The sequence below is a fragment of the Streptomyces sp. NPDC088097 genome (assembly GCF_044741845.1).
Lineage (GTDB): Bacteria > Actinomycetota > Actinomycetes > Streptomycetales > Streptomycetaceae > Streptomyces.
Genome location: NZ_JBIUTJ010000010.1, coordinates 39,725 through 66,264, shown reverse-complemented (window position 1 = coordinate 66,264; position 26,540 = coordinate 39,725). Strand labels below are relative to the sequence as shown.

Below are 26,540 nucleotides of genomic sequence, written 5' to 3'. Positions count from 1 at the left end.
CCCCGCTCAGCGGTAGTCCAGCTCGGCCAGCTCCCGCGCCAGGCGGTCGCGCAGTGCCGGGACGCGGGCCAACAGGGGGAGCAGGGCGTTGCGGGCCGCGCGCGGGACGGCGCCGCGGGTGGTGGCGACCCGGGTCATCCGGTCCGTCAGGGCCACCACCCGCAGGGCCACCGGGCGGCGCAGGGCCTCGTAGGCGTCGAGGGCCGCCGCGGGGTCCGGGGAGCCGGCGCCCGCCGCCAGGGCGAGCCCGAGGGCGTGGCCGTCCTGGATGCCGGTGTTCATGCCCTGGCCGCCGGCCGGGCTGTGCACGTGCGCGGCGTCCCCGGCGAGCAGCAGGCGCCCGGCGCGGTACCGGTCGGCGACCCGGTGGTGGACGCGGAAGCGGGAGGACCAGGCGAGGGAGTGGACGACGGCCTGTCCGGGGACCCGCTCGTCGAGGAGGTCGCGCACGAAGGCCAGGTCGGGTTCGGCCGGGGCCTCGTCGACGGTGGCGACGATCCGGAAGCGGCTGCCCGCCCCGCCCGCGGTGGGGCCCCCGGGTAGCGGGGCGATCACGGTGAGCCCGGCCGCGCCGAAGGAGAGGGAGACCTCGTCCGCGCCCGGGGCCCAGTCCATGACCACGTCGGCGAGGACGAAGGACTCCCCGTAGGAGCTGCCGGTGAAGCCGATGCCGGCCGCCTCGCGGACGGCGCTGTGCATCCCGTCGGCCCCGACGACGCGGGCGGCGCGCAGGGTCGCGCCGGTGGCGGTGGTGAGGGTGACGCCGTCGGGGTCCTGGACGACGGAGACGACCTCGTGGGGGCGGTGGACCTCGTGGCCGAGCGCGCGCAGCCGGCGCAGCAGGACGGCCTCGGTCTCGTACTGGGGGACCATCAGCGCGTACGGATGGGCCGTGGGCAGTCCGTCGAAGGGGATCGTGGCGAGGGGGCGGGCCCCGTCGCGGACCTGGAAGCGGGTGACGGGGATGCCGAGGCCGACCAGCTCGGCGGAGAGGGCCCCCGAGGGATCGAGCTCGTCGAGGACCTCCAGGGTGCGGGCGTGGACGACGGCGGCGCGGGAGGTGTTGGCGCCCTCGGCCAGCCGGTCGAGCAGGACGAAGTCCACGCCGGCCCGGGCGAGGGTGACGGCGAGGGCGAGCCCGGTGGGGCCGGCGCCCACGACGGCGACGTCGGTGCGGGAGGGGGGCGGGAGTGCGGCGGTGCTGGTCACGGCGGACCTCCTCCAGTGGGCCAACGTTGGTTGGCCAACGGCCGTTGACTTCACTGTGCACCTGGGGGGCTGGCATGTCAACGACTGTTGGCCTACGGTTGTTGGCATGACGGTGCGACGTACTTCCGAGCAGACCAAGACGATCATCCTGCGGGCCGCCCGGGACGCCTTCGCGGCCCACGGGTACGAGCGCACGACGATCCGGGCCGTCGCGGCGGACGCCGGGATCGACCCCTCGATGGTCATGCGGTACTTCGGGAGCAAGGAGGGCCTCTTCGACGCCGCGCTGACCGTGGACCTGCGGCTGCCCGACCTCTCCGCCGTGTCGCCGGACGAGCTGCCGGCCGCCCTGGTCGGGCACTTCGTGGAGCGGTGGGAGGGCGACCCGGCCGACGACGCCCTGCTGGTGCTGCTGCGTTCGGCGGTCACCAACGAGCAGGCGGCGGAGCGCATGCGGGCGGTCTTCGCCGACCAGGTCGCCCCGGCGCTGGCCGCGGCCCTCGGCCCCGAGCGGGCGTCCCGCGCGGCCGGTCTGGTCTCCGCCCAGCTGCTTGGTCTCGCCCTGGCCCGCTACCTGCTGCGCCTGCCGGCCGTCACCGCGCTGGGCCCCCGGGAGCTGGTGGCGGGCCTGGCCCCGGCCGTGGCCGCCACGCTGGCCGCCGCCCCCGCCGACGCGATCACCCCGTCGGACACCCCCTAGAGCAGGGCGTCCCGGAACGCGCCGCCCGCCTCCGCCACCAGGTCCGCCGTCGACTGGGCCGGGCGGGCCGTGGTGAAGCGGACCCCGCCCGCCGGGTCGGCGGCGAAGCCGAGGACGGTCGGGCGCGGGAGGCTGTTGTAGCCGTAGTGGGCGGTGAAGAAGTAGGCGCCCGTGTCCGGGACGGCGATCACGTCGCCCGGGGACAGTTCCGGCAGCTCCCGGGCGCGCGCCAGGAGGTCCCCGGCGAAGCAGGCCGGGCCCGCGACGTCCTGGGCCACCGGCGGACCGGTCCGCGGGGCGCCCTCGGCGTCGTACGCCAGGATCCGCACCGGCCAGGCCTCCGGGGCGTACACGGTCCGGGTCGCCACCTGGACGCCCGCGTGGGTCAGGGCGATCCGCCGACCGCCGGCGGACTTCGTGTACTCGACCCGGGCCAGCACCGTGCCGTGCTTGGCCAGCAGGGACCGGCCGAACTCCGTGACCAGCCCGTACGAGCCGTCGAAGAGCGCCGGGACCGCCTCGCGCAGGGCCGCCACGTACGCGGTGTACGTCGGGGCGTGCTCGTCCGAGGCGAAGTTCACCGGCAGGCCGCCGCCGATGTCCAGGGTGTCGACTTGGCGCCGCCCCGCCGCCGCGTTGACCTCCTCGGCCAGCGCGTGCAGCTCCCGCACCCCTTCGGCGATCAGGGGCAGCGGCACCCCCTGCGAGCCCGAGTGGGTGTGCAGCCGGGTCAGCCAGGGCCGCTCCAGGAAGGCCCGTACGAGTCCCTCGCGCGCACCCGGATCGCGCAGCGCGAAGCCGAACTTCGAGGTGGCCGTGGCCGTGGACAGGGCGTCGATGGCGCCGGCGCCCGTCTGGGGGTTGATCCGCAGCCCGATCGGGGAGCGGGTCGGGGCCGCGGCCACCTGCGCGTCGAGGCGCTCCAGCTCCTGGGGGTTGTCGGCGTTCACCGCCACGCCCAGCGCGAGGGCCTCCCGCAGTTCGTCCGGGGTCTTGGCGGGGGAGTCCAGGACCGTCCGGGCGGCCGTGACCCCGGCCGCCCGGGCCAGCGCCAGCTCGCCGGGGCTCGCCACCTCGCAGCCGACGCCCGCGTCGGCGAGCAGGCGCAGCACCGGGACCAGGGGGGCGGCCTTGACGGCGAAGGTGTGCAGGACGGGCGTGCCGGGCGCCGCCGCCGCCGCGAAGGCGCCGGTCAGGGCGGCGACGGAGGCGCGGACGCCGGCCGTGTCCAGCAGGCAGAGCACGGGCTCGCGGTCGAGGAGGCCCCCTTCGACGGCCGCCCGCACGGCCCGGTCGCGGAGCGCGGAGGCCTCGTACGGGCCGTACGGGCCGTGGGGGACGGGGGACGCGTGCGTCTCGGCAGCCATGCCGGCCATCCCATCATCAGGCGGGTCGGCCCGCAGTTCTTCGGCGGACCCGTTTCGCGGTTCGTTCGGCGTCCGGGCCCGTAGCTGTTGACTGGATCTATTCATACCGACAGGATGTGAATGGATTGACCAACACCGGAGGAGGCACCGCCATGTCAGGACCCCGCCCCGTACGGGCCGCGCGAGGCACCGAGCTCAGCACCCTGGGATGGCAGCAGGAAGCCGCCCTCCGGATGCTCCAGAACAACCTCGACCCCGAGGTCGCGGAGCACCCCGACAAGCTCGTCGTCTACGGCGGCACCGGCAAGGCGGCCCGCGACTGGCGCTCGTACGACGCCATGGTCCGCACCCTGCGCACCCTCAAGCAGGACGAGACCATGCTGGTCCAGTCCGGCCGGCCGGTCGGCGTCATGCAGACCCACGAGTGGGCGCCGCGCGTGCTGCTCGCCAACTCCAACCTGGTCGGCGACTGGGCCAACTGGGAGGAGTTCCGCCGCCTGGAGCACCTCGGCCTGACCATGTACGGGCAGATGACCGCCGGTTCGTGGATCTACATCGGCACCCAGGGCATCCTCCAGGGCACCTACGAGACCTTCGGCGCCGTCGCCGCCAAGAAGTTCGGCGGGACCCTCGCCGGCACCATCACCCTCACCGCCGGCCTCGGCGGCATGGGCGGCGCCCAGCCGCTGGCCGTGACGATGAACGACGGCGTCGCGATCTGCATCGACGTCGACCCGCGCGCCATCGAGCGCCGCATCGAGCACCGCTACCTCGACGTCAAGGCCGACAACCTCCGCCACGCCCTCCAGCTGGCCGTCGAGGCCCGCGACGCCCGCAAGCCGCTCTCCATCGGCCTGCTCGGCAACGCCGCCGAGCTGCTCCCGCAGATGCTCGCCGAGGGCGCGCCGATCGACATCGTCACCGACCAGACCAGCGCCCACGACCCGCTCGCCTACCTGCCCGTCGGCGTCGCCCTCGACGACATGGCCGACTACGCGGCCAAGGACCCGGCGGGCTTCACCACCCGCTCCCGCGAGTCGATGGCCCGGCACGTCGAGGCCATGGTCGGCTTCATGGACGCCGGCGCCGAGGTCTTCGACTACGGCAACTCCATCCGCGGCGAGGCCCAGCTGGCCGGCTACGACCGCGCCTTCGCCTTCCCCGGCTTCGTCCCCGCCTACATCCGGCCGCTGTTCTGCGAGGGCAAGGGCCCCTTCCGCTGGGCCGCGCTGTCCGGCGAGGCCTCGGACATCCACAAGACCGACAAGGCGATCCTGGAGCTCTTCCCGGAGAACGAGTCGCTGCACCGCTGGATCAAGATGGCCGGCGAACGCGTCCACTTCCAGGGCCTGCCCGCCCGCATCTGCTGGCTCGGCTACGGCGAGCGCGACCGGGCCGGCGAGCGCTTCAACGACATGGTCGCCTCCGGCGAACTCGCCGCCCCCGTCGTCATCGGCCGCGACCACCTCGACTGCGGCTCGGTGGCCTCCCCGTACCGCGAGACCGAGGCCATGCTCGACGGCTCCGACGCGATCGCCGACTGGCCGCTGCTCAACGCCATGGTCAACGTCGCCTCCGGCGCCTCCTGGGTCTCCATCCACCACGGCGGCGGCGTCGGCATGGGCCGCTCGATCCACGCGGGCCAGGTCACCGTCGCCGACGGCACCCCCCTGGCGGGCGAGAAGATCCGCCGCGTCCTCACCAACGACCCCGGCATGGGCGTCATCCGGCACGTCGACGCCGGCTACGACATCGCCGAGACGGTCGCGGACGAGCGCGGCGTCCGCGTCCCCATGCGCGAGGGTGACCAGGCGTGACCCAGGACGCCCCCGCGGTCGGAGCCTCCTTCCACGAGATGTGGGCGGAGCTCCGGCCCCTCGGCCGCCACGCCGACTCCGGCGGCTACCGCCGCTACGCCTGGACCGGCGCCGACACCGACTGCCGGGCGTGGTTCCGGGCCCAGGCCGAGGCGCGCGGCCTGACGTACGAGAGCGACCGCAACGGCAACCAGTGGGCCTGGCTCGGCGACCCCCTCGCGGGCGACGCCGTCGTCACCGGCTCCCACCTGGACTCCGTCCCCGACGGCGGGGCCTTCGACGGCCCCCTCGGGGTGGTGTCCTCCTTCGCGGCCCTGGACGAACTCCGCCGGAGGGGAGCGGAGTTCTCCAGACCGCTGGCCATCACCAACTTCGGCGACGAGGAAGGGGCCCGCTTCGGCCTCGCCTGCGTCGGCTCCCGGCTCGCCGCCGGACAGCTGACCAAGGAGAAGGCCTACGAGCTGCGCGACGCCGACGGCGTCTCCCTGCCGCAGGCCATGGAGCGGGCCGGCCACGACCCGGAGACCATCGGGGCCGACCCCGAACGCCTCGCCCGCATCGGCGCCTTCGTCGAGCTGCACGTGGAACAGGGCCGCGCCCTCGACCTGTCCGGGGACCGCGTCGGCATCGCGTCGGCGATCTGGCCGCACGGCCGCTGGCGCTTCGACTTCCACGGCGAGGCCAACCACGCGGGCACCACCCGCCTGGTGGACCGCCGCGACCCGATGCTCACGTACGCGGCGACCGTGCTCGCGGCCCGCCGCGAGGCCGCTCTCGCCGGGGCCGTCGCCACCTTCGGGAAGATCTCCGTCGAGCCCAACGGGGTCAACGCCATCCCCTCCCTGGTCCGCGGCTGGCTCGACTCCCGCGCCGCCGACCAGGCCACCCTCGACACGGTTGTCACGGCCATCGAGAAGGCCGCCCGCGAGCAGGCCTCGGCCGACGGCATCGACCTGGACCTCGTCCGCGAGTCGTTCACCCCCGTCGTCGAGTTCGAGCACGCCCTGCGCGACGAACTGAACCGGATCCTCGGCGGGTCCGTCCCCGTCCTCGGCACGGGCGCGGGACACGACGCCGGAATCCTCTCCGCGGCCGTCCCGACCGCGATGCTGTTCGTGCGCAACCCCACCGGCGTCTCCCACTCCCCGCGGGAGTCCGCCGCCGAGGACGACTGCGTGGCCGGAGTCCTCGCCCTCGCCGACGTACTGGAAGGCCTCGCATGTCGTTGAGTCCGCACGGGCCGAAGACGTACTGGCTGGAGCACGCCTGGCTCGGCACCTTCGTCGAGCCGGGCGTCGCCCTGGACGTGTCCCCCGACGGGCGGATCGCCGCCGTGCGCACCGGGGTGGACACCCCGCCGCCGGGCGCCGAGGTCCTGCGCGGCCTCACCCTCCCGGGCCTGGCCAACGCGCACTCCCACGCCTTCCACCGGGCCCTGCGCTCCCTCGTCCAGGTCGGCTCCGGGACCTTCTGGACCTGGCGCGACTTCATGTACAAGGTCGCCCAGAACCTCACCCCCGAGACCTACTTCGACCTCGCCCGCGCCGTGTACGCGGAGATGGCCCTGGCCGGCATCACGAACGTCGGCGAGTTCCACTACGTCCACCACGCCCCCGGCGGCGCCCCGTACGCCGACCCCAACGCGATGGGCGAGGCCCTCATCGAGGCCGCGTCCGCCGCCGGCATCCGGATCACCCTCCTCGACACCGCCTACCTCGCCTCCGGCTTCGGCGAGGGCCCCGACCACCACCAGCTGCGCTTCTCCGACGGCACCGCCGACGCCTGGGCCGAACGGGTCGGCGCCCTCAAGCCCCGCGAGCACGCCCTGATCGGCGCCGCGATCCACTCCGTGCGGGCCGTTCCCGCCGAGCAGCTCGCCACCGTCGCCGCCTGGGCCCGGGAGCGGCGGGCGCCGCTGCACGTCCACCTCTCCGAGCAGACCGCCGAGAACGACGCCTGCCTGGCCGCCCACGGCCGCACCCCCACCCAACTCCTCGCCGACCACGGAGTGCTGGGCGCGCACACCACCGGCGTCCACAACACGCACCTGACCGACACCGACATCGCCCTCCTCGGCGGCACCGGCACCGGCACCTGCATGTGCCCCACCACCGAACGCGACCTCGCCGACGGCATCGGCCCGGCCGCCCGGCTCCAGCGCGCGGGCAGCCCGCTCTCGCTCGGCAGCGACAGCCACGCGGTGATCGACCTCCTCGAAGAGGCCCGCGCGATGGAGCTCAACGAGCGCCTGCGCAGCCACACCCGGGGCCACTGGACGGCGAACGCCCTGCTCACCGCGGCCACCGAGGACGGCCACGCGGCCCTCGGCCGCCCCGACGCGGGTCGGCTGGAGCCGGGCGCGCTCGCGGACTTCACCACCGTCGCGCTGGACTCCGTCCGGACGGCGGGCGCGCTGGCGCGCCTCGGCGCCGAGACGGCCGTCTTCGCGGCCTCGGCCGCCGACGTCCGCCACACGGTCGTGGGGGGCCGCCACATCGTCCGCGACGGCGTCCACGCCCTGGTGCCGGACGTACCGACCGCCCTGACCGCCTCCATCGCCGCCCTCCGCGACTGAGGCCCCTTCCCCCCCGGAGGAACCCGTGACCACCACCGTCATCACCGACATCGGCAGCCTCGTCACCAACGACCCCACCCTCGGCGACGGCTCCCCCCTCGGCCTGATCGAGAACGCCGCCCTCGTCCTCGACGGCGCGACCGTCGCCTGGGTCGGCCCCACCGAGGACGCCCCGGCCGCGGACGAGGCGTTCGACGCGCGGGGCCGGGCCGTGATCCCCGGCTTCGTCGACTCCCACTCGCACCTGGTCTTCGCCGGCGACCGCACCGCCGAGTTCAACGCCCGCATGTCCGGCCGCGCCTACTCCGCCGGCGGCATCCGCACCACCGTCGCCGCCACCCGCGCCGCCACCGACGCCGCACTGGAGGCGAACCTGCTGCGCCACCTCCACGAGGCCCGCCGGCAGGGCACCACCACCTTCGAGACCAAGTCCGGCTACGGGCTCACCGTCGCCGACGAGGCCCGCGCCCTGCGCATCGCCGCCGCGCACACCGAGGAGGTCACCTACCTCGGCGCGCACATCGTCTCCCCGGACTACGCGGACGACCCCGCCGGCTACGTGGACCTCGTCACCGGCGCGATGCTGGAGGCCTGCGCCCCGTACGCCCGTTGGGTGGACGTCTTCTGTGAGAAGGGCGCCTTCGACGGGGAGCAGGCCCGCGCCATCCTCACGGCGGGCGCCGCGGCCGGACTGATCCCCCGCATCCACGCCAACCAGCTCTACCACGGTCCGGGCGTGCAACTCGCCGTGGAGCTGGAGGCCGCCTCCGCCGACCACTGCACCCACCTCACCGACGCCGACGTCGACGCGCTGGCCCAGGCCGCCGGCACCACCGTGGCCACCCTGCTGCCCGGAGCCGAGTTCTCCACCCGCGCCCCGTGGCCCGACGCCCGCCGGCTGCTCGCCGCCGGAGCGACCGTGGCCCTGTCCACGGACTGCAACCCCGGCTCCTCCTACACGAGTTCGATGCCGTTCTGCATCGCCCTCGCCGTCCGGGACATGGGCATGACCCCCGACGAGGCGTTGTGGTCCGCCACCGCCGGCGGGGCCCGCGCCCTGCGCCGCCCCGACCTCGGTCGCCTCACCCCCGGCAGCCGCGCCGACCTGGCCCTGTTGGAGGCCCCCAGCCACGTCCACCTCGCCTACCGGCCCGGCGTACCGCTGGTGTCCGCCGTCTGGCAGCGGGGGGTCCGCGCGGTCTGAACCACCGCCAAGCGGCTGAAAATCGTACGGCCGAAAGGCTGTTGAACCGGGCCGTCCTTTGTCTTCCCTCCGTAAGGCCCCGGGCGTACCTTGAGCCACCAATCTGATGTGTCGTCAGTAACTTGTGGCCCGAGGGGAAGACGAAGGTGTCCGACCGGAAACGCTCCACCGCGCTCGCGCTGGCCTCCGTGCTGGCCGGATCGGCGGTACTGCTCAGTGCCCCCGCGGCCCATGCCGACGTGGTCGACGTGCAGTACGACTGCAAGACCCCCATCGGGGACAAGTCGGCCGTATCGCCCATCGACATCAAGGCCGTCAAGGAGGGCGACGGCTACAAACTCACGATGTCCTTCCAGAAGGGCGTCTCCTCCAGCCCCATCGAGCTGGGCAAGGGCGCGATGACCCCCAGCGCCGTCGTCCTCGCCGACGGCGCCGAGAAGGCCTCGATCCCGGTCTCGGGACCGCCCAACCCCGAGGCGATACCCGCCAACACCCCCATCAAGATCACCGACCTCTCGGGCACCTACACCCCGAAGAAGAGCGGCAAGGTCACCTTCACGGCGGGCGTCCTCACCATCAAGGCCATGGGGACCACCACCACCTGCACCCCAGGCAACAGCCCGAAGCCCTCCCTGGAGCTGGACGTCACCGCCCCCGGCGGCGGCTCCGGCGACCCCGCGCCGCAGCCGGGCGCGGGCGGCGGCGACACCCTCCCGCAGACCGGCCCCGAGGACTCCGCCCTCGCGCTCGGCACCCTCGGAGCCACCGTCCTGCTCTCCGGCGCGGCCGGGGTGCTCTGGCTGACCCGGCGCGGCGGGCGGGCCCAGCGGACCCGGTCCTGAACGGAGCGGCCCCGGTCATGCCCGTCCTCCCCACCCTCAAGCGGCTCGGCGCGGTCCTCCTCGCCGCCGCCACCCTGTACGGCGCCCCGGCCGCGGCCGGCGCCGAGGAACCCGGCTGGACCGCCGAACCGGCCACCGGGCGCCCCGGCGCCGCCGCCCGCCCGTACTTCTACCTCGCGGGCACTTCCGGCTCCGTACTGGAGGACCGCCTCGCCGTGGCCAACACCACCGACCGGGAGCGCGTCATCACCCTGCGCGGAGCCGACGCGTACAACACCCCCGACGGAGCCCTCGCGGTGCGCCCGGCCGGGGAGACCACCGGCGCGGGCTCCTGGATCAGCCTCGGCGGCGCCACCTCCGTGAAGGTCCCGCCGCGCACCCGCGCGGTCGTCCCCTTCACGGTCACCGTGCCGCCGGCCTCCCCGCCCGGGGACCACCCCGCCGCCGTCGTCGCCACCGAGGGCGGGCGCGAGGTGGCCGTACGGATCCACCTGCGCGTCGGCGGTCCGACCCTGGCCGCCCTCACCGTCGAGGACGTCTCCGTGCACGGCGCGGGCGCCGCCGGCGTCATCGCCTACACCCTGGTCAACCGGGGCAACGTGGCCCTCGCCCCCGAGCTGGCCGTCCGCGCCGAGGGCCGCTTCGGCAAGGTGCCCGGGCGCACCGCCCGCACCCTGCCCGTCGAGCTGCTGCCCGGCCAGCGCGTCCGGCTGACCGAACCCTGGCCCGGCGCCCCCGTCTTCGGCCGGGTCGCCCTCACCCTCACCGTGACCGCCCCCGGCGGCGCCCGCGCCACCGGCGCCACCTCGGCCTGGTTCCTGCCCCGGGGGATCGCCGCCCGCACCGGAGCGGGGATCCTCGCCCTCGGCCTCCTGGCCCTGGCCACGCTGTTCCTCGTCCGCACCCGGGGCTCCCGGCGCGGGACACCGCCCGACGCCCCGGGCGGGGCGGGGCCCGACGGGGCCACACCACAAGACGCGCTGCCGCACCACGGGACGGAACGGCCGACGGAACAAGGGCCGACGGAACAAGGGCCGACGGAACATGAGCCGACGGAACAAGAGCTGACGGGAGCACCCCGGTGAACACCCAGGTGAACGGCATCCGCAGCCGCGCCCGAGGCCGCGCGGCCCTCCTCGCCGCCGGCCTGGCCGCCCTCGTCGCGGCCCTGCTCCCGGCCGCGGCGCCGGCCGCCGCGGCGGCCGGCAAGCCCGCGGTGACCCTGTCCCTCCAGGCGGCGGCCAAGGGCACCGAGATCACCGTCGACGGCACCGGCTGGCGGCCCAAGACCATGGTCATGCTGCTGGTCTGCGGCCAGAACATGATCGGCGGCACCAACAGCTGCGCCAACGCCGACGGGGTGGCCGTCGCCGTGGCCGAGGACGGACACTTCGGAGCCCAACTGCCGGTCGTGGCACCGCCCAAGCCCTGCCCCTGCGTGGTCAACGTGACCTCCGTCAACGGCGACCAGTCCACCGTCGCCGCCCCCCTGAAGATCACCGACCACCCGGTGGCCGACCTCCCCGCCGAGTCCGGCACGGCCCGCCTCGCGGTCCTCACCGGAGTCCGGCTCAAGGGCGAGGACGGGGTACTGACCTGGTTCGGCGCCCCGCCGAGCCGGAGGTTCACCGTCACCGTCGGCAATCTCGGCTCGGCCCCCGTCAAGGACCCGGTTTTCCAACTCGGCACCGCCCACGGGGTGTTCGCCCCGATCTGGGAGGAGGCCCGCTGGAAGGGGACGATCCCGCCCGGCGGCAAGGCCGAGGTGGAGCTGGGCGCCTCCCTCTCGGCGGGCGCACACGGGGACTACACGCTCTCCCTCAAGTACGGGGACACCGTGCTGGCGAGCCAGCCGTGGGGCGTGGACCGGCCGTACGGGGTGCTGCTGTTCTGGGGCCTGCTGCTGGTGGTGATCCCCACGGCCGTCTTCCGGATCGGCATGGCCGTGGTGGACCGGGTCCGCCCGCACGCCCGCGGGTCCGGCGGCAGCGGCCGCCACCGCGGGGCCAAGGCCCTGGAGGCGGCCGCCGCCGTCACCGCCCGGCTCCCGAAGCTCCCCGTACGGGACCACGCGCCGGTCGGGGCCGCCGACCCGACCGCCCCCCAGACCCCCACGGCGGTCCTGCCGTGGTTCACCCCGACAGATCACGCACAGACGTCCGCACAGACATCCGCACCGTCTGAGAAAAGTCCGACGACGAAGGGACATTCGTGAAGACCCAACGGAGGGTGAGCGCGGCCCTGGTCGCGCTGCTGCTCAGCGGCGCGGGCATCGCGGTGGCGGCTTCCCCCGCCCAGGCCGCCGACGCCACGTTCAAGGTGAAGTGCGTACCGCCCGCGGGCGGCGGCGACCCGGTCGAAGGCGAGACCACCGCCAAGATCACCGCCCCGGCCACGGCCAAGGTGGGCGACGAGGTCGACGTGTCGTGGGAGACGGTCAAACCCGCCTCCAACAACACCGACCTGATGGTGATCCCGAAGGACTCCGTGGTGCCCACCGGCTGGTTCGCGGTGGGCGGCGGGGGCTCCGCCGAGCTGAAGGTCGTCGGGGAGAAGAAGAACCCGGAGATCGCGAAGAAGGCCCCGATGGTCATGTCGACCATGAAGGGCAAGATCAAGCTCACCAAGGCGGGGAAGGTCACCCTGACGCCCGGCCGCTACGAGGTCGCCGTCTCCTTCCCCTTCGGCACCTTCGTCACCAAGTGCGCCCCGGTGGGCACCGTGACCGGCGGAGCCACCATCGACGTCTCCGAGGGCTCGACCGGCGGGGCGACGACCGGGGGCGCGACCACCGGCGGGGCGACGACCGGCGGAGCCACCACGGGCGGGGCGACCACCGGCGGAGCCACCACCGGCGGCGCGACGACCGGGTCCACCACCGGCGGCAGCGGCGGCCAGACCGACTTCCCGGGCAAGGCGGTCGAGGTCGCGTACGACTGCGGCGCGGTCGTCCCCGGCGGGATCAAGACCCCGGTCACCATCAGCGCCAAGAAGAACGGCGGCGGCTACGACCTCACGGTCAAGACCGCCAAGGGCGCGATGGCCGCCCCCATGGCGCTGCCCGCCGGGGCCCTGAAGCCCTCGATGGACATCAAGCTGGGCGGCGCCGACAGCGGCTCCGTCAAGGTCACCGGCCCGGCCAACGCCGAGCCGATCCCCGACAAGGCCCCGGTCAGCCTCAGCGACATGACCGGCACCTACAAGCCGGGCAAGACGGGCAAGACCACGCTGAGCCCCGACCAGCTGACCATCGACGTCACGATGGCCCCCGGCTCCACCCCGATCAACGTGCCGTGCAAGGCCACCGCGAGCGGGGTCTCCCTGGAGCTGGACACCACCGCCCAGCAGGGCGGCACCACCGGCTCCACCACGTCCGGCACCAGCGCCGCGAGCGGCGGCGCCGCCGGCGGACTCGCCGAGACCGGCGCGTCGGACGACGGCGGCCTCAAGGCCCTGGGCCTGATCGCCGGCACGGTGATCCTGCTCGGCGCGGCCGTCTTCACCTTCACCCCCTGGCGCCGCCTGCGCGGCACCCGGTAGGAGCGAGGAGCACCGGCCCGGGAACGGGAACGGCCCGGCACACCGGAAGGTGTGCCGGGCCGTTGCCCGTCGTGAAGGGGTGCGTCAGTGCACCGTGCCCATCATCGACTGGACCTTCTTGCGGTACGAGTAGACCGCGAAGCCGGCGAGGACCGCAGCCGTCGCCTCGAACGCGATCACCCACAGACCGTTGAGGTCCACGCCCGCGATGGAGAGCAGACCGGTCGTGCAGTCACCTGCGGTCACCGCGAGGAACCAGACGCCCATCATCTGCGAGGCGTACTTCTGCGGGGCCATCTTGGTGGTCACCGAGAGGCCGACCGGGGAGAGGCACAGCTCGCCGATGGTCTGGATCATGTAGATCGAGACGAGCCACATCGGGGAGACCTTGGTGCCGTCGCCCGCCATGTTCATCGGGACGATGAAGACGAAGAACGAGGCGCCGACCAGGACCAGACCCATCGCGAACTTCACGATGGTGTTCGGCTCCTGGTTCTTGCGGGCCAGCCACAGCCACATCCAGGCGAAGACCGGCGCGAGGGCCATGACGAACAGCGGGTTCAGCGACTGGTACCAGGTGGCCGGGAAGCCGAAACCGAAGACGGTGTCGGCGGTCTTGCCGTCGGCGAACAGCGACAGGGTCGAACCACCCTGGTCGTAGATCATCCAGAAGACCGCGGCGGCCACGAAGAACCAGATGTACGCGGACATCTTCGACTGCTCGGGGGCCGACAGGTCCTTGTCGCGCTTGATGCGAACGAGGACCGCGATCGGGATGATCAGGCCGGCCAGGGTGATCGGGATGAGCGCCCAGTTCAGGGTGTACACGCCCAGGGCGCCGATCGCGCCGTAGAACATCGCGGCCACGGCGACAACGCCGACGACCTTGAGGATGACGGCCTTGCGCTCGGCGGCCGACAGCGGGTTCGGGACCAGGCTGCTGCGGGCGTCGAGGTGCTTGGTGCCCAGGAGGAACTGGACCAGTCCCAGGCCCATGCCGACGGCGGCCAGCAGGAAGCCGAAGTGCCAGTTGACCTTCTCGCCGACGGTACCGACGACGAAGGGGGCGACGAAGGCACCGAGGTTGATGCCGATGTAGAAGATGGTGAAGCCACCGTCGCGACGCGGGTCGTCCGGACCGTCGTAGAGGTGACCGACCATCGTGGAGATGTTGGCCTTCAGCAGGCCGGAACCGGCGGCCACGAGGGCCAGACCGAGGAAGAACATCGCCTGACCGGGCAGGGCCAGCGACACGTGGCCGGCCATGATCACACCACCGGCGATGGCGACCGTCTTGCGGGCGCCCCAGACACGGTCGCCGAACCATCCGCCCGGCATGGCCATGAGGTAGACCATGGCCACGTAGACGGAGTAGATCGCCGTGGCCGTGGCCATCGTGAAGGCGAGGCCGCCACCCTGGCTGCCGGTCGCGGCCTCCGTCCCTCCCGACACCAGGTACAGGACGAGAAGTGCGCGCATGCCGTAGTAGGAGAAACGCTCCCACATCTCGGTCATGAACAGAGTGGCCAGGCCACGGGGGTGGCCGAAGAAGGTCTTCTCGGGGGACGGAGCCGCCGAGTCCTTCGTCAGGCTGGAAGCCATGGTCGATCCTTGCTTGGTCGGGACGCGTGGCTTCGTGAGCTGAACAGCGCCCGGTGGGGGGTTGGCCGGCACCGGCGAAAGGAGCCCCACCCCACGCCTGGGGGTCTCGCCTCCGGGTAGGAGGCGAAGGGACGGCGTTCACCGGGATCCACGCCCCGAGCGCACCATCGCGCGCAGGGCCCGGCCCACAGGTCATTCACTGTCATCTGGGTCGGACGAAACCGACCAGAGCAGAATTCGAGGACCTCAGCTCGCTTTTCGGCGCAAAGGTCCCCTGGGTAGTGCATCAGGCGTCTCGCCACCATACGACACGACACTGTCGGATAAGGAAGGACTTGAGAGATGGATCACAGGCACCCAGGGAACCGTTTGACCATATTCGAAGGCTCCGGGTCCTCCATAAACCCAGTTCGAGAGGGGTATGGAAGCGGGCACCGTCTTTGAGCCGCTGCGGACTACCATCACCCACATGACGCGTGTACTGCTCGCCGAGGACGACGCATCCATCTCGGAACCCCTGGCCCGCGCCCTGCGCCGGGAGGGCTACGAGGTCGAGGTCCGGGAAGACGGCCCCACCGCCCTGGAGGCCGGACTGCAGGGCGGCATCGACCTCGTCGTCCTGGACCTGGGCCTGCCCGGGATGGACGGCCTGGAAGTGGCGCGGCGCCTGCGCGCCGAGGGCCACGGCTTCCCGATCCTGGTCCTCACCGCCCGGGCCGACGAGGTCGACACGGTCGTGGGCCTGGACGCCGGCGCCGACGACTACGTGACCAAGCCCTTCCGGCTCGCCGAGCTGCTCGCCCGAGTCCGGGCCCTGCTGCGGCGCGGAGCCAACGAGGCCGCTCAGGCCCCCGCCACCCACGGCGTGCGCATCGACGTCGAGTCGCACCGTGCCTGGATGGGGGAGGAGGAGCTCCAGCTCACCGCCAAGGAGTTCGACCTGCTGCGCGTGCTCGTGCGCGACGCCGGCCGGGTCGTCACCCGCGACCAGCTGATGCGCGAGGTCTGGGACACCACCTGGTGGTCCTCCACCAAGACCCTCGACATGCACATCTCCTGGCTGCGCAAGAAGCTCGGCGACGACGCGGCGAACCCCCGCTACATCGCCACCGTCCGGGGCGTCGGCTTCCGGTTCGAGAAGAGCTGACGGGGAGCCGATCGGGCGCCGACGGGGAGCCGACCGCGAACCGATCGGGCGCCGACCCGGAGCCGACCGGGCGCCGTCCGAGTCCACCCGCCCCGGTGGGGCATCCTCTTAGTCATGCGCCGCCGCCTGATCAACTCCACGCTCGCCGTGGTGCTCGTCGTGATCGCCGTGTTCGGGGTCTCCCTGGTCATCGTGGAGACCCGCACCATCACCAGCAGTGCCCAGGACCGGATCAGCTCCGAGGCCCAGGGACTGCTGGGCATAGTGGAGTCCGACGCCCTGGAGCACAAGCTGCTCGACGAGCGCGCCCTCGCCGAGCAGCTCGACGTCGGCACGTACGCCCGTGTCGTCGCCCCCGGCCGGCCCGTCCTGGAGGTCGGTGACCGGATCGAGGGCAGCGTCATCCGGGGCACCGCCCGCAACGAACAGGGCGACTCGGTGGTCGTCGAGCAGTCCCGCTCCACGGTCACCAAGGAGGTCGGCCGCACCCTGGCGGTGGTCGGCGCCGTCGCGCTGCTGGCCGTGGTCGCCGCCGTGCTGCTCGCCGTACGCCAGGCCAACCGCCTGGCCTCCCCGCTCACCGACCTCGCCGAGACCGCCGAACGCCTCGGCTCGGGCGACCCCCGGCCCCGGCACAAGCGCTACGGGGTCCCCGAGCTGGACCGGGTCGCGGACGTACTGGACTCCAGCGCCGAGCGGATCGGCCGGATGCTCACCGCCGAGCGCAGACTCGCCGCGGACGCCTCCCACCAACTGCGGACCCCGCTGACGGCCCTGTCGATGCGGCTGGAGGAGATCACCGTCACCGACGACCTGGAGACCGTGCGGGAGGAGGCGACCATCGCCCTGACCCAGGTGGAACGGCTCACGGACGTGGTGGAGCGGCTGCTGACGAACTCACGGGACCCGCGCACCGGCTCCGCGGTCCCCTTCGACCTGGACGAGGTCGTCAAGCAGCAGGTGGAGGAGTGGCGGCCGGCCTACCGCAGCGCCGGACGGGCCATCGTGCGCTCCGGGAAGACGGGGATGCGGGCCGTCGGCACCCCGGGAGCGGTCTCCCAGGTGCTGGCCACGCTCGTGGAGAACGCGCTCATGCACGGCGGCGGCACCGTCGCGCTGCGCACGCGCGTCATCGGGAACCAGGCCGTCCTGGAGGTCACGGACGAGGGCCCCGGGGTTCCGCCGGACCTCGGCAACCGGATCTTCGAGCGGGCCATCAGCGGTCGCAACTCCACCGGGATCGGCCTCGCCGTCGCCCGGGACCTCGCCGAGGCCGACGGGGGCCGCCTGGAGCTGCTCCAGGCCCAGCCCCCGGTGTTCGCCCTGTTCCTCAGCCGCACCGCCCCGCCCCGGACGGAGACCCCCGAGCCGACGGTGCGCTGAGCGGAGCGGGGGAGCGGACGGGGAAGCGGGGGAAGGCAGGGCGAGCGGGGGAGAGCGGCGGGGACTAGTTCCCGGCCGGCTCGGGGGTGCGGGGAGCCGCGGGCGCGTCCACGACCTGTGCGTCCGCGGCCGGCAGGTCGCCGTCCGGCGATTCGCGCTGCTCGACGATCAGCGAGGGGGCCGCCGGGGTGGGCAGGGCCTGGAACACCCAGGTCCGGTAGGACCAGAAGCGGAAGACGGTCGCCACGGCCATGCCGACGAACTTGAAGACGTTGTTCTGGAGCGAGCTGTCCAGGTGGAAGCCGTACGTGGCGATGTAGAGGACACCGCTCTCGATGACCATGCCGATCAGGCTGAACAGGACGAACAGCGCCATCTCGCGGCGCCGGCTGCCCAGGTCGCGGTCACGGTAGGTGAAGTAGCGGAACCCCACGTAGTTCGTGACGATGGCCACGACGATGGCTATGACGTTCGCGCGCACCGTCTGCAGGTCCGTGGTGGCGCGCAGCAGGTTGAACACTCCGAAGTTGACCAGGACGCCCGCCCCGCCGACCGCGCCGAACTTCACTGCCTCCCTGGCCAGACCGCGGAAGCGCTCGGACAGCGGTGCTGCTTTCGGCGTGCTCATGTGATGGCTCAGTCCTGTCAATCGATGACGTCAACCCGCCCATGGTAATTGTCGTCCCGGCGCTCCGTCCGTGCCTCCCGCCCCGTGGGACGTACGGCACACGGGACCGGTACACGACCGTCACACGGGACGGGCCCGCGGGACCGGCGCGCCGCCACCCGCCAGGGTCCCGTCCGGATGGCGGAATACCGACGGATACCCTGGAGGCGTGACGTTCCCGGTAGTCGGCATGGTCGGCGGCGGACAGCTCGCCCGCATGACCCACGAGGCGGGCATCCCCCTCGGCATCAGATTCAAGATCCTCAGTGACACCCCACAGGACTCGGCGGCCCAGGTCGTGAGCGACGTCGTCATCGGCGACCATCGCGACCTGGAGACGCTCCGTGCCTTCGCGCGCGGCTGCGACGTGATCACCTTCGACCACGAGCACGTACCCATCGAGCACCTGCGGGCCCTGGAAGCGGACGGCATCCCCGTCCGACCGGGGCCCGACGCGTTGGTGCACGCCGCGGACAAGGGGGTGATGCGCGCCCGCCTCGACGAGATCGGCGCGCCCAGCCCCCGCCACCGGATCGTGACCGATCCGGCGGACGCGGCGGCCTTCGCCGAGGAGGTCGGGGGCTTCCCCGTCATCCTCAAGACGGTGCGCGGCGGGTACGACGGCAAGGGCGTGTGGTTCGTCCGCACCCCTCAGGACGCGGAGGCCCCCTTCAAGGCGGGCGTCCCGGTCCTCGCGGAGGAGAAGGTCGAGTACGTCCGCGAACTCGCGGCCAACATCGTCCGCTCCCCGCACGGACAGGCCGTGGCCTACCCCGTCGTGGAGTCCGTCCAGGTGGACGGCGTGTGCGACACGGTGATCGCCCCCGCCCCGAACCTCTCCGAGGAGCTGGCGGGCCAGGCCCAGGCCCTGGCCCTGCGCATCGCCAAGGAACTCGGCGTGACCGGCCACCTGGCCGTGGAGCTGTTCGAGACCACCGACGGCCGCATCCTCGTCAACGAACTGGCCATGCGCCCGCACAACAGCGGGCACTGGACGCAGGACGGTGCCATCACCTCCCAGTTCGCCAACCACGTCCGCGCGGTCCTGGACCTCCCCTTGGGCGACCCCCGCCCCCGGGCCCGCTGGACGGTCATGGCCAACGTGCTCGGCGGGGACTACCCCGACATGTACGCGGCGTACCTGCACTGCATGGCGCACGATCCGCAGGTGAAGATCCACATGTACGGCAAGGACGTGAAACACGGCCGCAAGGTCGGCCACGTCAACACCTACGGCGACGACCTGGACGACGTGTTGGAGCGCGCACGTCACGCTGCCGGCTACCTCAGAGGAACGATCACCGAATGAGCACCTCCCCCGCGGGCGCACGCCCCGTCATCGGCATCGTCATGGGTTCGGACTCCGACTGGCCGGTCATGGAGGCCGCGGCCCAGGCCCTCGACGAGTTCGAGATCCCCTACGAGGTGGACGTGGTCTCCGCCCACCGGATGCCCCGCGAGATGATCGCGTACGGCGAGCAGGCCGACGGCCGGGGCCTCAAGGCGATCATCGCGGGCGCGGGCGGAGCCGCCCACCTGCCCGGCATGCTGGCCTCCGTCACCCCGCTGCCCGTCATCGGGGTCCCGGTGCCGCTGAAGTACCTCGACGGCATGGACTCCCTGATGTCGATCGTCCAGATGCCCGCGGGGGTTCCCGTCGCCACCGTCTCCGTCGCCGGAGCGCGCAACGCCGGCCTCCTCGCCGTGCGCATGCTGGCCGCGCACGACCCGGAGCTGCTGACGCGCATGCGCGATTTCCAGCAGGAACTCAACGACCAGGCCACCGAGAAGGGCAAGCGGCTACGGACGAAGGTCGCCGGCACCGAGACGTTCGGGTTCGCCAAGTGAGCGCCGGGCGCCACCTCGCCGAGGCCCGGGAACTCCTCGCCGAGTACCCGGTCGTCGACGGGCACAACGACCTCCCGTGGAGCCTGCGGCTCCAGGTCCGCTACGACCTCGACCAGCGGGACATCGCCGTCGACCAGTCCGCGTACCTGCACACCGACATCCCCCGGCTGCGCGCCGGCGGCGTCGGCGCGCAGTTCTGGTCGGTGTACGTCCCCGCGCGCCTGACCGGCGACGACGCGGTCAGCGCCACCCTGGAGCAGATCGACTCCGTCGACCAGCTGATCGCCCGTTACCCGGACGACCTGGTGCGGGCGCTGACGGCCGACGACATGGAGGCCGCCCGCGCCGAGGGCCGGATCGCCTCCCTGATGGGCGCCGAGGGCGGGCACTCCGTCAACAACTCGCTCGCCACCCTGCGCTCCCTGCACCGGCTCGGCGTGCGGTACATGACGCTCACGCACAACGACACCATCGACTGGGCGGACTCGGCGACCGACGAGGCCCGGCACGGCGGCCTCACGGACTTCGGCCGCGAAGTCGTCCGCGAGATGAACCGCGTCGGGATGCTGGTGGACCTCTCGCACGTGGCCGACACGACGATGCGCGACGCCCTCGCCGTCTCGCGGGCGCCGGTGATCTTCTCGCACTCCTCGGCCCGCGCCGTGTGCGACCACCCGCGCAACGTCCCGGACGACGTCCTCGCCCTGCTCCCGGCCAACGGCGGGGTCGCGATGGCCACCTTCGTACCGAAGTTCGTCCTCCCGGCGGCGGTCGCCTGGACCAAGGCCGCCGACGAGAACCTGCGCGCGCACGGCTTCGACGCCCTCGACACCACCCCCGGGGCGATGGCCCTGCACCAGGCCTTCGAGGCCGAGCACCCGCGCCCGGCGGCCACCGCCGCCACGGTCGCCGACCACCTGGACCACATGCGCGAGGTCGCCGGCGTCGACCACATCGGCATCGGCGGGGACTTCGACGGCACCGCCTTCACCCCCACCGGCCTGGACGACGTGGCGGGCTACCCGAACCTGATCGCGGAGCTCCTCGGCCGCGGCTGGTCCAAGACCGACCTGTCGAAGCTGACGTGGTCCAACGCGGTGCGCGCCCTGCGCGACGCCGAGGCGGTCTCCCGCGAGCTGACCGCGGACCGGGGCCCGTCGAACGCCCACCTCTGACCGGCGCGAAGGGGGTGTCACCACCGCGAAAGCGGTGGTGGCACCCCCTTCCGCAGCCCCGCCATGACCCGAACGCCACATCCGCCAGGCGCCCCCCTCGCCCCACATGTCACGGTGGCAGCATCTCCCTGCTGCCGCCGAGACCGGAGCGAACGCCATGGCCGACCTGCAGGACGAACCCCACTCCGTGGGCATCGGTGCCACTGACGTGCCCGCCCCCGCCGTGGTGGCCGGCGCCTTGGACCGCGCCGCGACGCTGCTCGCCGTCCATCCCGTCGCGGATGGCTGCAACACCCTGGTCTGGACCCTGCGCCAGAGCCCGTACCACGACATCGACACCCCGGACATCGGCGTCGACACCGACATCCCGCGGCTGCGCGCCGGGGGAGTGGGCGCCCAGTTCTGGTCCCTGCTCGTCCCCTCCTGGCGCGCCCACGAGCCGGGCGGCGAGGACCGGGTGGTCCGCGACACCCTGGAACAGATCGACGTCGCCCTCGCCCTGATGCGCCGCTACCCCGACGGGCTCTGCCTCGCCCTGACCGCCGACGACATGGCCGACGCCCGCAACCGCGGCCGGATCGCGTCCTTCCTCGGCCCCGTCCCCGGACGGACCCTCGGCGACTCCCTCGGCACCCTGCGGGCCTTCCACGCGCTCGGCGTACGGATCCTCGCGCCCGCCGGGGCCCCCTGGGCCGAGGACGGGCTGACGGCCTTCGGCCACGAGGTCGTCCGGGAGGCCAACCGCCTCGCGATCCTGCTCGACCTGACGGGCTGCGAACCCGCGGCGGCCTGCCTCCTCGCGGGCGCCTCGAAGGCCCCGGTGATCATCTCGAACACGGGGGCGGCGGCGCTCAACCCCCACCCGGGCAACGTCACGGACGAGGTGCTGCTCGCGCTGCGCGCGGCGGACGGCCTGGCGATGGTCACCTTCGACACGGCCCGCACGGGGGACTCCCTGCACGCGGTCGCGGACCACGTGGACCACGTACGGGCCCTCGCGGGCCCGCACGGCGTCGGCCTGGGCGCCGCCTTCGGCGCGGAACGGGGAACCCCCCGCCCGGCCGGACTGACCGACCCCTCGGGCTACCCCAAGCTGATCGCGGAACTACTCGAACGGGGCTGGTCGGAGTCCGACCTGGCCCTGCTCACCTGGGGCAACGCCCAGAGGGTGCTGCGCGACGCGGAGTTCACCGCCCGCGCCGCACAGCACCGCAGGACGCCCTAGAGCGTGTCCGCGCCCTGCGCCGTGCCCGCCAGTTCGTGCTTCGGGCGGACGGTGGCCTTCCACAGCCGGACCCCGGACCACACCGTGGCGTAGAGCAGGATGCCGTTGCGCGCGCACAGCAGGAAGGTGCCGAGCGGGCTGGTGGTGAGGATGTCCGAGCCGTACCAGACCGGGAAGATCAACGTGGTCAGAGCGGTGGCGACCACCATCAGCCAGGCGATCGGCCGCTGGGTGGTGTGACGCGAGGTCAGGCAGACGGCGGACAGGCCGAGCAGCCAGATCATGTACTGCGGGCTGATCACCCGGCTGGTCACCGTGAACAGCATGATGGCGCACAGCGCGGCGTCGAACGGCGTCGCGGTGGACCAGCGGTTGGCCCTGATCCGCCACAGCAGGAGCAGCAGGAAGCCGATCACGGTGAGCCCGAGCGAGGCCCGCGCGATGCTGGACACGTACGGGCCGACGTACTCGAAGGCCCCGTACTGGAAGTTGATCTTGCCGGGCCAGATGTCGAAGAGTCGGGCCGCCATCAGCGCGGAACCGCCGAGCGACTCGACCTGCACCCCGCGGTCGCCCTGGTTGCCCAGGAAGCCGAGGGTGTCGCGGAAGAGTGCGGCGAAGACGGCGAGCAGCGCCACGCACGAGAGCGCGGCCGCGATGACCGCGTCCCGGGTGGACTTGCCGCGCGGGGTGCCGAGCAGCGCGAGCAGCGGCCACACCTTGACCATGGCGCCGATGCCGGCGACGACCCCGCCGAGGCGCGGCCGGAAGCGCAGGAAGAGCAGGGAGAACACGGCGAGCAGGGTGACCTGGACGTCGTAGCGGGCGAACGGGGTGCCCATCAGCATCGGCAGGGAGATGAGCCACAGGACGGCTCCGCCCATGCTGCCGTCGCTGCGACGGGCCGCCCGCATCAGGCCGCCGAGGATCGCCGCGTCGCACAGGACGGTGAGGGCGACGAAGGCCTGGAAGTAGGTGAGGAAGGGCAGCAGGTCGGGCGAGAGGAAGATCGCCGCGGCGGCCGGGGGGTACTGCCACATGATGTCGTTGTGCGGCATCGTCCACGTGACGAGGATGTTGTACCAGTTGTGGTAGGTCGCGGTGATCTCTACTCGGACGACGTTCGAGCTGTAGAAGTCGTTGACGAGCATCCAGAGCATCGCGGCCCGGGAGGCCAGCCAGAAGCCCGCGATGCCCCACAGGGCCCCGCGTCCTCGCATGGCTGCTTCGAAGGGTCCCCGCCGGTCACGCGTGGCGGGCGCCGCCGTCGCAGATGCGGTGGGGTTGGTCGGAGGGCTGCTGGTCGTGGTCATCGGCCCGAAGTCTACCTAGTGATTTATTGCGTCCCTTTGACTGCAACCCGTCAAATCTGGGTAGGTAGCCGTGTTCTGACCAGCGCCGACGCCCCCCGATCCGGCCCCGCGCGGCCGCCGAGATCGTTACGCGACCGCCGAATTACGCGTGCGGTCGCCCCATCGCCCGGTACGTCCAGCCGGCCGCCCGCCAGACCTCCGGGTCCAGGGCGTTGCGGCCGTCCAGGAGCAGGCGGTCCGTCACCACCTCGCCCAGCACGGCCGGGTCGAGGTCGCGGAACTCGCGCCATTCGGTGAGGTGGAGCACCACCTCGGCGCCGCGGGCCGCGGCGAGCGCGGAGTCGGCGTAGCCGAGGGTGGGGAAGACGCGGCGGGCGTTGTCCATGCCCTTGGGGTCGTAGACGGTGACCTGGCCGCCCTGGAGGTGGATCTGCCCGGCGACGTTGAGCGCGGGGGAGTCGCGGACGTCGTCCGAGTCGGGCTTGAAGGTGGCTCCGAGCACGGCGACCCGCTTGCCGAGGAAGGAACCGCCGACCGCCTCGCGGGCCAGCTCCACCATGTGGCCGCGGCGGCGCATGTTGATGGAGTCGACCTCCCGCAGGAAGGTCAGGGCCTGGTCGGCGCCCAGCTCGCCGGCGCGGGCCATGAAGGCGCGGATGTCCTTGGGCAGGCAGCCGCCGCCGAAGCCGATGCCGGCGCGCAGGAACTTCTTCCCGATCCGGTCGTCGTGCCCGATGGCCTCCGCGAGCTTGGCCACGTCCCCGCCGGCCGCCTCGCAGACCTCGGCCATCGCGTTGATGAAGGAGATCTTGGTGGCGAGGAAGGAGTTCGCCGCCGTCTTGACCAGCTCGGCGGTGGGGAAGTCGGTGACGACGAGGGGGCTGCCCTCGGACATGGGCGTCTCGTAGACCTCCCGGAGCACCGTCTCCGCCCGCTCGCCCCGGACGCCGATGACGATCCGGTCCGGGTGCAGGGTGTCCTGGACGGCGAAGCCCTCGCGCAGGAACTCCGGGTTCCAGGCCAGCTCCACGTCCTCGCCCGCCGGCGCCAGTTCGGCGAGCTTCGCCGCGAGCCGGTCCGCCGAGCCGACGGGGACGGTGGACTTGCCGACCACGAGCACGGGCCGGGTCAGGTACGGCGCCAGGGACTCCATCGCGGAGTCCACGTAACTCATGTCACAGGCGTACTCCCCGTGCTTCTGCGGGGTGTTCACGCAGACGAAGTGGACGTCACCGAACTCCCCGACCTCCTCCCAGGAGGTGGTGAAGCGCAGCCGCCCGGTGGAGCCCGGCAGTCCGGCCACGTGCGCGGCGAGCAGCTCCTCCAGCCCGGGTTCGTACATGGGGACGCGGCCCGCCGCCAGCATCTCGATCTTCTCCGGGACCACGTCCAGTCCCAGCACCTCGAAGCCCAGCTCGGCCATCGCGGCGGCGTGCGTGGCGCCGAGGTAGCCGGTGCCGATCACAGTCATCTTGAGGGGGGCCATGAGTGCTCCAGAGGTGCGGGGCCGTTTGCGGCCACCGAGCATAGTCGGGCTCCGGGCGGGGGACGTTCTCCGCTGTCACGCAGCTCACGTGCGCGGTACATATCGCTGCACCGGGGCCGGACACTAAGATTTGGGTTACTTAACGGTAGTTAGCATCACGCATCACACTTGGGGAGTGAGAGTCTTGGCGGGTTCTGCCGACTTCGACCTGTACCGCCCGGCCGAGGAGCACGACATGCTCCGCGAGTCCGTCCGCTCGCTCGCCGAGGCGAAGATCCTGCCGTTCGCCGCCGCGGTGGACGAGGAGTCCCGCTTCCCGCAGGAGGCCCTCGACGCCCTGGTCGCCAGCGACCTGCACGCCGTGCACGTGCCCGAGACCTACGGCGGCGCCGGCGCCGACGCGCTCGCCACCGTCATCGTGATCGAGGAGGTGGCCCGCGTCTGCGCCTCCTCCTCCCTCATCCCGGCCGTGAACAAGCTCGGCTCGCTCCCGGTGATCCTCTCCGGGTCCGAGGAGCTGAAGGCCAAGTACCTCGGCCCGCTGGCCAAGGGCGACGCGATGTTCTCGTACGCCCTCTCCGAGCCGGACGCCGGCTCGGACGCGGCGGGTATGAAGACCCGCGCCGTGCGCGACGGGGACTTCTGGGTCCTCAACGGCGTCAAGCGCTGGATCACCAACGCCGGCGTCTCCGACTACTACACGGTCATGGCCGTCACGGACCCGGAGAAGCGCTCGAAGGGCATCTCGGCCTTCGTCGTGGAGAAGTCCGACGAGGGCGTCTCCTTCGGCGCCCCGGAGAAGAAGCTCGGCATCAAGGGCTCCCCGACGCGCGAGGTCTACCTCGACAACGTGCGCATCCCGGCCGACCGCATGATCGGGGCCGAGGGAACCGGATTCGCCACGGCGATGAAGACCCTCGACCACACCCGCATCACGATCGCGGCCCAGGCCCTCGGCATCGCCCAGGGCGCCCTCGACTACGCCAAGGGCTACGTCCAGGAGCGCAAGCAGTTCGGCAAGCCGATCGGCGACTTCCAGGGCGTGCAGTTCATGCTCGCGGACATGGCCATGAAGATCGAGGCCGCCCGCCAGCTGACCTACTCGGCGGCGGCCCGTTCGGAGCGCGTCTCCGGCGGCGGCCCGCACGAGGACCTCACCTTCTTCGGCGCGGCGGCCAAGTGCTTCGCCTCCGACGTCGCGATGGAGGTCACCACCGACGCCGTCCAACTCCTCGGCGGCTACGGCTACACCCGCGACTACCCGGTCGAGCGCATGATGCGCGACGCGAAGATCACGCAGATCTACGAGGGCACGAACCAGGTCCAGCGCATCGTCATGGCGAGGAACCTGCCGTAGGCGCTGTCGGACGGGGAACCTGCCGTAACCCTGTCGAACATCGCGGAGAGTGACCCGAGGGAGCCCCGGCCGACCGGCCGGGG

Annotated in this window: 22 protein-coding genes; 16 read left to right on the top strand and 6 right to left on the bottom strand. The window is 72.7% G+C overall.

From position 1 onward, the window contains the following. Nucleotides 1-6: 6 nt before the first annotated feature. Nucleotides 7-1,209 carry an FAD-dependent oxidoreductase gene (locus tag ACIOD1_RS25010; protein ID WP_401904719.1) on the bottom strand — a complete coding sequence of 401 codons (1,203 nt, stop codon included), beginning with the start codon at nucleotides 1,207-1,209 and terminating at the stop codon, nucleotides 7-9. A 106-nt stretch (nucleotides 1,210-1,315) separates the two neighbouring features. Between ACIOD1_RS25010 and ACIOD1_RS25005 the strand changes: the two genes are divergently transcribed. Beyond that, nucleotides 1,316-1,909 (top strand): TetR/AcrR family transcriptional regulator, encoded by a 594-nt coding sequence (locus tag ACIOD1_RS25005; protein ID WP_401904717.1) that lies wholly within the window; start codon nucleotides 1,316-1,318, stop codon nucleotides 1,907-1,909. Here the strand turns inward: ACIOD1_RS25005 and ACIOD1_RS25000 are convergent. Next, nucleotides 1,906-3,276 carry a diaminopimelate decarboxylase gene (locus ACIOD1_RS25000; RefSeq protein WP_365620865.1) on the bottom strand — a complete coding sequence of 457 codons (1,371 nt, stop codon included), beginning with the start codon at nucleotides 3,274-3,276 and terminating at the stop codon, nucleotides 1,906-1,908. The two genes, ACIOD1_RS25005 and ACIOD1_RS25000, sit on opposite strands and share 4 nt — an antisense overlap. Before the next feature lie 152 nt (nucleotides 3,277-3,428). On the opposite strand from ACIOD1_RS25000, the gene hutU reads away from it, so the two are divergent. From hutU to ACIOD1_RS24960, 8 genes are all read left to right on the top strand, one after another. Beyond that, the gene (gene hutU, locus ACIOD1_RS24995; protein ID WP_365620862.1) at nucleotides 3,429-5,093 is read left to right on the top strand and encodes a urocanate hydratase; all 1,665 of its coding nucleotides are present in this window, start codon (nucleotides 3,429-3,431) and stop codon (nucleotides 5,091-5,093) included. A gap of 38 nt (nucleotides 5,094-5,131) precedes the next feature. After that, the gene (locus tag ACIOD1_RS24990; protein WP_401904860.1) at nucleotides 5,132-6,322 is read left to right on the top strand and encodes an allantoate amidohydrolase; all 1,191 of its coding nucleotides are present in this window, start codon (nucleotides 5,132-5,134) and stop codon (nucleotides 6,320-6,322) included. After that, a complete protein-coding gene (locus ACIOD1_RS24985; RefSeq protein WP_365620859.1) occupies nucleotides 6,313-7,668 on the top strand; it encodes a formimidoylglutamate deiminase in 1,356 nt (451 codons plus the stop codon). The genes ACIOD1_RS24990 and ACIOD1_RS24985 overlap by 10 nt, the downstream gene beginning before the upstream one ends. 25 nt (nucleotides 7,669-7,693) lie before the next feature. Continuing rightward, nucleotides 7,694-8,872, top strand: a complete 1,179-nt coding sequence (hutI, locus tag ACIOD1_RS24980; protein WP_401904714.1) for an imidazolonepropionase — start codon at nucleotides 7,694-7,696, stop codon at nucleotides 8,870-8,872. 146 nt (nucleotides 8,873-9,018) lie between these two features. Continuing rightward, the gene (locus ACIOD1_RS24975) at nucleotides 9,019-9,714 is read left to right on the top strand and encodes an LPXTG cell wall anchor domain-containing protein (protein WP_401904712.1); all 696 of its coding nucleotides are present in this window, start codon (nucleotides 9,019-9,021) and stop codon (nucleotides 9,712-9,714) included. Nucleotides 9,715-9,731: 17 nt separating this feature from the next. Beyond that, nucleotides 9,732-10,799 (top strand): hypothetical protein, encoded by a 1,068-nt coding sequence (locus tag ACIOD1_RS24970; protein ID WP_401904710.1) that lies wholly within the window; start codon nucleotides 9,732-9,734, stop codon nucleotides 10,797-10,799. Next, nucleotides 10,796-11,929, top strand: a complete 1,134-nt coding sequence (locus ACIOD1_RS24965; RefSeq protein WP_401904708.1) for a hypothetical protein — start codon at nucleotides 10,796-10,798, stop codon at nucleotides 11,927-11,929. Before ACIOD1_RS24970 ends, ACIOD1_RS24965 begins: the two co-directional genes overlap by 4 nt. Then, complete coding sequence (locus ACIOD1_RS24960) at nucleotides 11,926-13,254, top strand: hypothetical protein (protein WP_365620847.1); 1,329 nt, start codon at nucleotides 11,926-11,928, stop codon at nucleotides 13,252-13,254. Before ACIOD1_RS24965 ends, ACIOD1_RS24960 begins: the two co-directional genes overlap by 4 nt. Before the next feature lie 84 nt (nucleotides 13,255-13,338). Here the strand turns inward: ACIOD1_RS24960 and ACIOD1_RS24955 are convergent, their stop codons facing one another. Further along, nucleotides 13,339-14,856 (bottom strand): oligopeptide:H+ symporter, encoded by a 1,518-nt coding sequence (locus ACIOD1_RS24955; RefSeq protein WP_365620844.1) that lies wholly within the window; start codon nucleotides 14,854-14,856, stop codon nucleotides 13,339-13,341. A 469-nt stretch (nucleotides 14,857-15,325) separates the two neighbouring features. Here ACIOD1_RS24955 and ACIOD1_RS24950 point away from each other — a divergent pair, with 469 nt between their 5' ends. Further along, nucleotides 15,326-16,003, top strand: a complete 678-nt coding sequence (locus ACIOD1_RS24950; RefSeq protein WP_365620840.1) for a response regulator transcription factor — start codon at nucleotides 15,326-15,328, stop codon at nucleotides 16,001-16,003. Between the two features lie 114 nt (nucleotides 16,004-16,117). Beyond that, complete coding sequence (locus tag ACIOD1_RS24945; RefSeq protein WP_365620837.1) at nucleotides 16,118-17,386, top strand: ATP-binding protein; 1,269 nt, start codon at nucleotides 16,118-16,120, stop codon at nucleotides 17,384-17,386. 64 nt (nucleotides 17,387-17,450) lie between these two features. On the opposite strand, the gene ACIOD1_RS24940 is transcribed toward ACIOD1_RS24945, so the two are convergent. After that, the gene (locus ACIOD1_RS24940; RefSeq protein ID WP_365620834.1) at nucleotides 17,451-18,014 is read right to left on the bottom strand and encodes a GtrA family protein; all 564 of its coding nucleotides are present in this window, start codon (nucleotides 18,012-18,014) and stop codon (nucleotides 17,451-17,453) included. Nucleotides 18,015-18,243: 229 nt separating this feature from the next. Between ACIOD1_RS24940 and ACIOD1_RS24935 the strand changes: the two genes are divergently transcribed. The 4 genes from ACIOD1_RS24935 to ACIOD1_RS24920 all read left to right on the top strand — a co-directional run bounded on the left by ACIOD1_RS24935 (nucleotide 18,244) and on the right by ACIOD1_RS24920 (nucleotide 22,301). Beyond that, nucleotides 18,244-19,362 (top strand): 5-(carboxyamino)imidazole ribonucleotide synthase, encoded by a 1,119-nt coding sequence (locus ACIOD1_RS24935; RefSeq protein ID WP_365621251.1) that lies wholly within the window; start codon nucleotides 18,244-18,246, stop codon nucleotides 19,360-19,362. Next, nucleotides 19,359-19,901 carry a 5-(carboxyamino)imidazole ribonucleotide mutase gene (gene purE / locus ACIOD1_RS24930; protein ID WP_365620831.1) on the top strand — a complete coding sequence of 181 codons (543 nt, stop codon included), beginning with the start codon at nucleotides 19,359-19,361 and terminating at the stop codon, nucleotides 19,899-19,901. Before ACIOD1_RS24935 ends, purE begins: the two co-directional genes overlap by 4 nt. Next, the gene (locus ACIOD1_RS24925) at nucleotides 19,898-21,076 is read left to right on the top strand and encodes a dipeptidase (protein ID WP_401904704.1); all 1,179 of its coding nucleotides are present in this window, start codon (nucleotides 19,898-19,900) and stop codon (nucleotides 21,074-21,076) included. Before purE ends, ACIOD1_RS24925 begins: the two co-directional genes overlap by 4 nt. A 157-nt stretch (nucleotides 21,077-21,233) precedes the next feature. Beyond that, a complete protein-coding gene (locus ACIOD1_RS24920; RefSeq protein ID WP_365620825.1) occupies nucleotides 21,234-22,301 on the top strand; it encodes a membrane dipeptidase in 1,068 nt (355 codons plus the stop codon). Here ACIOD1_RS24920 and ACIOD1_RS24915 read toward each other — a convergent pair. Then, the gene (locus tag ACIOD1_RS24915; RefSeq protein WP_401904702.1) at nucleotides 22,298-23,521 is read right to left on the bottom strand and encodes a glycosyltransferase 87 family protein; all 1,224 of its coding nucleotides are present in this window, start codon (nucleotides 23,519-23,521) and stop codon (nucleotides 22,298-22,300) included. The two genes, ACIOD1_RS24920 and ACIOD1_RS24915, sit on opposite strands and share 4 nt — an antisense overlap. A 235-nt stretch (nucleotides 23,522-23,756) precedes the next feature. After that, nucleotides 23,757-25,100 carry a UDP-glucose dehydrogenase family protein gene (locus tag ACIOD1_RS24910; RefSeq protein WP_401904699.1) on the bottom strand — a complete coding sequence of 448 codons (1,344 nt, stop codon included), beginning with the start codon at nucleotides 25,098-25,100 and terminating at the stop codon, nucleotides 23,757-23,759. Nucleotides 25,101-25,284: 184 nt separating this feature from the next. On the opposite strand from ACIOD1_RS24910, the gene ACIOD1_RS24905 reads away from it, so the two are divergent. Then, entirely contained in the window at nucleotides 25,285-26,457 is a 1,173-nt protein-coding gene (locus tag ACIOD1_RS24905) for an acyl-CoA dehydrogenase family protein (protein ID WP_365620816.1), read from the top strand. Nucleotides 26,458-26,540 lie beyond the last annotated feature (83 nt).

Coding starts and splice junctions, on each gene's coding strand:
- ACIOD1_RS24910 (WP_401904699.1), bottom strand. CDS start 25,100: ATGGCCCCCCTCAAGATGACTGTGATCGGCACCGGCTACCTCGGCGCC.
- ACIOD1_RS24920 (WP_365620825.1), top strand. CDS start 21,234: ATGGCCGACCTGCAGGACGAACCCCACTCCGTGGGCATCGGTGCCACT.
- ACIOD1_RS24970 (WP_401904710.1), top strand. CDS start 9,732: ATGCCCGTCCTCCCCACCCTCAAGCGGCTCGGCGCGGTCCTCCTCGCC.
- ACIOD1_RS24990 (WP_401904860.1), top strand. CDS start 5,132: ATGTGGGCGGAGCTCCGGCCCCTCGGCCGCCACGCCGACTCCGGCGGC.
- ACIOD1_RS24940 (WP_365620834.1), bottom strand. CDS start 18,014: ATGAGCACGCCGAAAGCAGCACCGCTGTCCGAGCGCTTCCGCGGTCTG.
- ACIOD1_RS24915 (WP_401904702.1), bottom strand. CDS start 23,521: ATGCGAGGACGCGGGGCCCTGTGGGGCATCGCGGGCTTCTGGCTGGCC.
- ACIOD1_RS24985 (WP_365620859.1), top strand. CDS start 6,313: ATGTCGTTGAGTCCGCACGGGCCGAAGACGTACTGGCTGGAGCACGCC.
- ACIOD1_RS24935 (WP_365621251.1), top strand. CDS start 18,244: ATGGTCGGCGGCGGACAGCTCGCCCGCATGACCCACGAGGCGGGCATC.
- purE (WP_365620831.1), top strand. CDS start 19,359: ATGAGCACCTCCCCCGCGGGCGCACGCCCCGTCATCGGCATCGTCATG.
- ACIOD1_RS25005 (WP_401904717.1), top strand. CDS start 1,316: ATGACGGTGCGACGTACTTCCGAGCAGACCAAGACGATCATCCTGCGG.
- ACIOD1_RS24955 (WP_365620844.1), bottom strand. CDS start 14,856: ATGGCTTCCAGCCTGACGAAGGACTCGGCGGCTCCGTCCCCCGAGAAG.
- ACIOD1_RS25000 (WP_365620865.1), bottom strand. CDS start 3,276: ATGGCTGCCGAGACGCACGCGTCCCCCGTCCCCCACGGCCCGTACGGC.
- ACIOD1_RS24945 (WP_365620837.1), top strand. CDS start 16,118: ATGCGCCGCCGCCTGATCAACTCCACGCTCGCCGTGGTGCTCGTCGTG.
- ACIOD1_RS24950 (WP_365620840.1), top strand. CDS start 15,326: ATGACGCGTGTACTGCTCGCCGAGGACGACGCATCCATCTCGGAACCC.
- hutU (WP_365620862.1), top strand. CDS start 3,429: ATGTCAGGACCCCGCCCCGTACGGGCCGCGCGAGGCACCGAGCTCAGC.